Source organism: uncultured Fretibacterium sp. (genome assembly GCF_938040765.1).
Lineage (GTDB): Bacteria > Synergistota > Synergistia > Synergistales > Aminobacteriaceae > CAJPSE01.
In genome coordinates, this window is sequence record NZ_CALIAA010000001.1 from 1 (window position 1) to 5,616 (window position 5,616).

Here is a 5,616-nt window from a genome sequence, read left to right on the forward strand (position 1 = left end):
GGCGGGGCGCACGACGTGCTGATGAAGGAGACCATGAAACGGACGGGAAAGTAGGACTCCCGTGCCCCCGGACGGGAAGTCCGGGGGCGTTCGCAGGGCCGGGAGAGCCCGGCCCGCTCGTTTTCGCGTCGCCTTATTTTCGCGTGTAGAGGAACGGCCCCGCCATCTCGAAGCCCATCTTCCTGTACTCGAAGATCTGCTCCGTGGACCCGACCAGGAAATACCCGCCGGGCGCCAGGGCGTTGAAGAACTTGACGTAGAGCAGAGCCTTGGTCTCCGCCGTGAAGTAGATGACGACGTTGCGGCAGAGGATGACGTCGAACCCGCTGCCGAAGGCGTCGTCGATCATGTTGAAGCGCTTGAACGACACGCGCCGCTTGATCTCGGCGTTCACCTCGTAGGTCTCGCCCCCGTCCCGGGTCGTGAAGTACTTGGAGAGGTACTCCGGCGGGACGTTCAGAAGCTGCCGCTTCAGGTAGACGCCCTTCTGGGCGATGGCGATGGCCCCCTGGTCGATGTCGGCGGCCAGCACCGGGGTCGAGGCGTCCAGTCCGCAGACGGCCGACAGAATGGCCAGGGAATACGGTTCCTCGCCCGTGGCGCAGCCGGCGCTCCACAGCTTCAGCCGCTTGTGGCCCCGCTTCTTGATCAGCTCGGGGATGAGCTGGTCCCGCAGCTTCCACCACTGGCTGTCGTTGCGGAAGAACTCCGACACGTTGATCGTCAGGTGGTCCAGAAACTCCCTCAGCTTTTTGTCGTCGTTCTTGATCGTGTTGAAGTAGTCGTCATAGGTCTTGACGTTCCAGCGATCCATCAGCATGTGGACCCGCCGGTGAATCTGATTTTTGTAGGAATTCAGGTCCAGTCCGATAATCTTGCGCAGCTTCTGCTTGAACCCGTCGTATTCGGGCGAGGTGTATTGGTTCCGCTCTTCCATCAGGCTCTCCTCCAGAAGATTTCCGGGCGTTCTCCGTCGGGTCAGTCCTCCAGGACTTCCTTCTCCTTCGCCTTATAGGCCTCGTCGACCTTTTTGATGTATTCGTCCGTCGCGTCCTGGACCTCCTTGGTGTACTTCTTCAGGTCGTCCTCGGTGATGGCGGAGTCCTTCTCCATCTTCTTCAGGACCTCGACGGAATCGCGGCGGTGGTTCCTCAGGACGACGCGCGTCTCCTCGGCCTTCTTCGCCAGGAGCTTCGTCAGCTCCACGCGCCGCTCCCGCGTGAGCTCCGGCAGGGTCAGGCGGATGCATTCCCCGTCGTTCTGAGGGGTGATCCCGAGGTTCGAGGCCAGGATCGCCTTTTCGATCGTCTTCAGGCCGGAGCGGTCGAAGGGCGTGATCTGGAGCTTGCGGGCCTCGGGGATCGTGATGTTCGCCATCTGCTTGAGGGGCGTCGGCGTTCCGTAGTAGTCCGCCTTGATATCGCTCACCAGCCCCGGATGGGCCCGGCCGGTCCGGATCGCCAGGTATTCGTTATGCAAAAACGCCAGGGCCTTCTCCATCCTGTCCCGCAGCTGTTTGATCTCGTTTCTGGGCATAACGTTTTTCCTCCTCTCAGATTTTCGCTTTCCTGTTCTCGTGTTTCCGGCCGCATCCGCATGGACGACGGCCAGAAAGACGGGGGCGCCGTTATCCGGGCTCCCCCTCCTCCACGATTGTACCAATTCGCTCGCCTTTGACAAGCGCCGAAACCAGTGTGCCCTGGCTCTGAACGTTCAGGACGAGGATCGGAATCCGGTTCTCGCGGCAGAGGGAGAACGCGGAGGCGTCCATGACCTCGATGCTGTCGCGCAGCGCCTCGCTGTAGGTGACGCGGGAGAGGAACTTCGCGTCCTTGAAGGCGCTCGGGTCCCTGTCGTAAATCCCGTCCACCTTCGTCCCCTTGACCATGCAGTCCGCGTTCATCTCCGCCGCCCGCAGGGCGGCGGTGGTATCCGTCGAGAAGAACGGGGAGCCCGTCCCCGCGGCGAAGATCACCACGCGCCCCTTCTCCATGTGCCGCAGGGCGCGGCGGCGGATGTAGGGCTCCGCGACCGCCCGCATCTCGATCGCGGTCTGGACACGCGTCGGGACGCCCAGCTTCTCCAGGACATCCTGAAGCCCCAGGGCGTTGACGACCGTCCCCAGCATGCCCATGTAATCGGCCTGGGCCCGCTCGATGCCCAGCTTCTCGACGTCCCGGCCCCGCAGCATGTTGCCGCCGCCCACCACCATACACAGCTCGACGCCCGCACGGTGAACCTCAGCAAGCTCCGCCCCGATTCGACGCATCGCGTCGAAATCGAGGCCAAAGTGCCTGTCCCCGGCCAGCACCTCCCCGGAGAGCTTCAGCAGGACCCGCTTGTACCTCGGCATCGCAATCCCTCCTCGACGGAACAAAAATCACGAAGAAAGCTCCCTGCCTGCAACAAAAATCCGGCGCGGAGGAAGGAATCGTCCACGCCGGATCCGTCATTCTGAAGCGGTATTCAATAAATCATTCCCCGATCATGAAGCGGGCGAAGCGCTTGACGACGATGTTTTCGCCCAGCTTGGCGATCATCTCCACCACCAGATCGGCGATCTTCTTGTCGGGGTCCCTGATGTAGGCCTGCTCCATCAGGCAGGTCGTCTCGTAGAACTTGCGGACCTTGCCCTCCACAATATTCTCGATGCGGTCCTCGGGCTTGCCCTCGTCCCGGAGCTGCTGACGGTAAATCTCCTTCTCGCGTTCCAGGTCCTCGGCCGGGACGTCCTCGGGACGGAGGTAGAGGGGATTCGCCGCCGTGATGTGCATGGCGATCTCGTGCCCCAGCTCGTTGAACTCGTCCGTCTTGGCGACGAAGTCCGTCTCGCTGTTCAGCTCCAGCAGCGCGCCCACCTTGAAGTTGTTGTGGACGTAGTGGAAGATGCGGCCGTCGCTGGCCGTCCGGCTGGCCTTCTTGGCCGCCTTGGCGAGCCCCTTCTCACGAAGGTAGTCGATGGCCTTCTCCACATCGCCGTTCGTCTCGGCCAGCGCCTTCTTGCAGTCCATCATCCCGGAGCCCGTGCGCTCCCGGAGCTCCTTGACCACGCCTGCGGAAATCTCGGCCATATCAGCGATCCCCCTTGCCTTCACCGTCGTCGTCGCCGCCGTAGGTATTGTGCAGACGCTCGCGGACCGCGATCAGGTCATTCTCGCTGACGTCCACGGGCTTGGCCTCCTCCTCGGCCTTGGCGGCCTCCGCGGGGGCGGCCTCGTCCTCGCCCTGCCGGCCCTCGATCACCGCGTTCGCCATAAGCCCCGTGATCAGCTTGATGGCGCGGATGGCGTCGTCATTGCCCGGGATGGGGTAGTCGATCACCTCGGGATCGCAGTTCGTATCGACGATCGAGACCACCGGCACGCCCAGCTTGCGGGCCTCGGCGATGGCGTTCTCCTCGCGGCGCGGATCGATCAGGAAAATCGCGTCCGGGACGACCGTCATCTTGGCGATGCCGCCCAGGTACTTCTCAAGCTTCAGCTGCTCCTTGCGCAGCGCGGCGAGCTCCTTCTTGGAGAACTTCTCCCAGGTATTGTCCTCGTCGTACTTGCGGAGCTCCAGCATCCGCTGGACGCGCTTGCGGATCGTGGGGAAATTCGTCATCAGGCCGCCCAGCCAGCGCTGGTTGATGAAATGCTGGCCGCAGCGCGTCGCCTCGTCGCGGATCGTGTCCTGCGCCTGGCGCTTGGTCCCGACGAAGAGCACCGTGCCCCCCTCCGAGGCCGTCGTACGGATGAAATCGTACGCCTTGTCCAAACCCCTCACGGTCTTCTGCAGGTCGATGATGTAGACCCCGTTGCGTTCCGTGAAAATGTAGGGTTTCATCTTGGGGTTCCAGCGCCTCGTCTGGTGCCCGAAGTGCACGCCGCACTCCAGCAACTGCTTCATACTCACAACTGCCACTTTTTCAACCTCCCAAAGGTTAAGCCTCCACCCGGCGCCCTTATTGAGGCTCCCCGATCCCGCGCCCCGCCCGAGGGCGGCATGCGGAACACCTTTGCGGCCCCGCGCCGGATGTGTGTGATCGACAACACGAAGGACAGTATATCAAAAAGTTCCGATTTTGAGGATAGCTTTCGCCCTCGGCCGACACCTCGAAGGCCCACTCCCCTCGATCCGGCCGACGCCGCACTCACTCCGCTCCGCGGCCTCGGGACGGCAGGATCAGGAGCGAGACGGCCATCAGCACGAAGGTGAACAGGATGCCGCAGGTGGCGGCGTTGAGCTTCGCCAGGCCGAAATCCACCAAGTGCGTCCGGGTGTCCAGCACGCCGACCCAAAGGTTCACGGTCTCCGTCCCCTGATAGAAGGTGCAGAACAGCGTGAGCGCGATGCCGCAGGCCGAGGCGAGGATGGCCCCGGCATTGGAGGCGCGGCGGGTGAAGAGCCCGAAGACGAGCGGCGCGGCCAGGGAGACGCTCATCAAAGAGTAGAAGATGGTCAGCGCGGAGATGATGCTGCCGAGCCTGAGGGCGAACAGCACGCCCAGCACCCCCGACACGAGGGTGACGGCGCGGGAGAACCTCAGCAGCCCCGCGTCCGATACCCCGGGGTTCAGAAAACGCTTGTAGAGATCATTGGAGACGGAGGTCGCCAGCATGTAGAGCACGGTGTCCGCCGTGCTGACCTCCGCCGCGAAGATGGCCGCGAGCGCGAGCGTGGCGATGGAGAAGGGCATCATCTCCTTCATCGCGGTCGGCAGGGCCAGATCCGCGCGCGGAAGGTCCGGAAAGGCCGCGAAGGCCGCCATGCCGATGAAGACGGGGATGACCGCGAACAAAAGTTGGACCGCTCCATTGAGCGCCGTCCCCCAGCGGATGGCATGCTCGTCCTTCGCCCCGAAGACCTTGCCGATCAGACCGGGGGAGATGAAGAAGGACGGTACGAGCATGACCAGGTAGCCGACGACGGCCGTGACGCCGATGCCGTCCATGGAGAAGAAGGACGCCTGCCCCGCCGCGTCGGGCAGATTCCGGGCCACCCTGGCGGTCAGCCCCTCCCATCCCCCGACGAACCCGTAGATGCAGGGCAGGGCGACGAGGAACCCGGCGAGGATCACCACGAGCTCGACGATATTGACGATCGCGGCGGAGAGCAGGCCGCCCGCCGCGAAATAGAGCGTCGCGACGACCGCGCCCGCGATGACGCCCGCCGTCTTCGGCACCCCCGCCACGACCTCCAGAATCCAGGCGATGCCCAGGAGCTGGCCGGAGAACAAGGCCAGGGTGCCGACGGCCATCATCCCGGAGAGGAAACCCCGAAACACCTTGCCGTAGCGCATATCCAGGTAATCCCCAAGCGTGTAGAGTCCGTGTCGGCAGGCGATGCGCCAGATCCTGGGGCCTACGCAGAACGCCAGGATCATGGAGCCGATGCCCGCGCTCCCGATCCACCACCAGGCGGAGACACCGTGCTTGTAGGCGATCGCCGCGACGCCGACCGTGGAGCCGGCGCCGATATTTGCCGCGATCAGCGTGGTGAAGAGAAGGCCCGTCCCCAGCCTCCTTCCCGCGACGAAGAAGCCCGACGAACTCCTGACCCTTCTGCCCACGAACCACCCGATCAGGATCAGCAGAATCGCATACCCCAGAATGGCCTGAACGTAACCGTTGTGCC

Annotated in this window: 6 protein-coding genes; all 6 read right to left on the reverse strand. The window is 63.6% G+C overall.

What is annotated here, in order from left to right; genetic code table 11:
• Positions 1-133 precede the first annotated feature (133 nt).
• Positions 134-937, reverse strand: a complete 804-nt coding sequence (locus tag Q0176_RS00005; protein WP_299297780.1) for a protein-glutamate O-methyltransferase CheR — start codon at positions 935-937, stop codon at positions 134-136.
• Between the two features lie 41 nt (positions 938-978).
• A complete protein-coding gene (gene frr / locus Q0176_RS00010) occupies positions 979-1,536 on the reverse strand; it encodes a ribosome recycling factor (protein ID WP_299297782.1) in 558 nt (185 codons plus the stop codon).
• Positions 1,537-1,627: 91 nt separating this feature from the next.
• Complete coding sequence (gene pyrH / locus Q0176_RS00015) at positions 1,628-2,353, reverse strand: UMP kinase (protein ID WP_299297784.1); 726 nt, start codon at positions 2,351-2,353, stop codon at positions 1,628-1,630.
• A 121-nt stretch (positions 2,354-2,474) separates the two neighbouring features.
• The gene (gene tsf / locus Q0176_RS00020; protein ID WP_299297786.1) at positions 2,475-3,071 is read right to left on the reverse strand and encodes a translation elongation factor Ts; all 597 of its coding nucleotides are present in this window, start codon (positions 3,069-3,071) and stop codon (positions 2,475-2,477) included.
• A gap of 1 nt (position 3,072) precedes the next feature.
• Entirely contained in the window at positions 3,073-3,903 is an 831-nt protein-coding gene (rpsB, locus tag Q0176_RS00025; RefSeq protein ID WP_299297788.1) for a 30S ribosomal protein S2, read from the reverse strand.
• A gap of 229 nt (positions 3,904-4,132) precedes the next feature.
• A partial coding sequence (locus Q0176_RS00030; RefSeq protein ID WP_299297790.1) for a sodium:solute symporter family protein occupies positions 4,133-5,616 on the reverse strand: 1,484 nt, incomplete at its 5' end.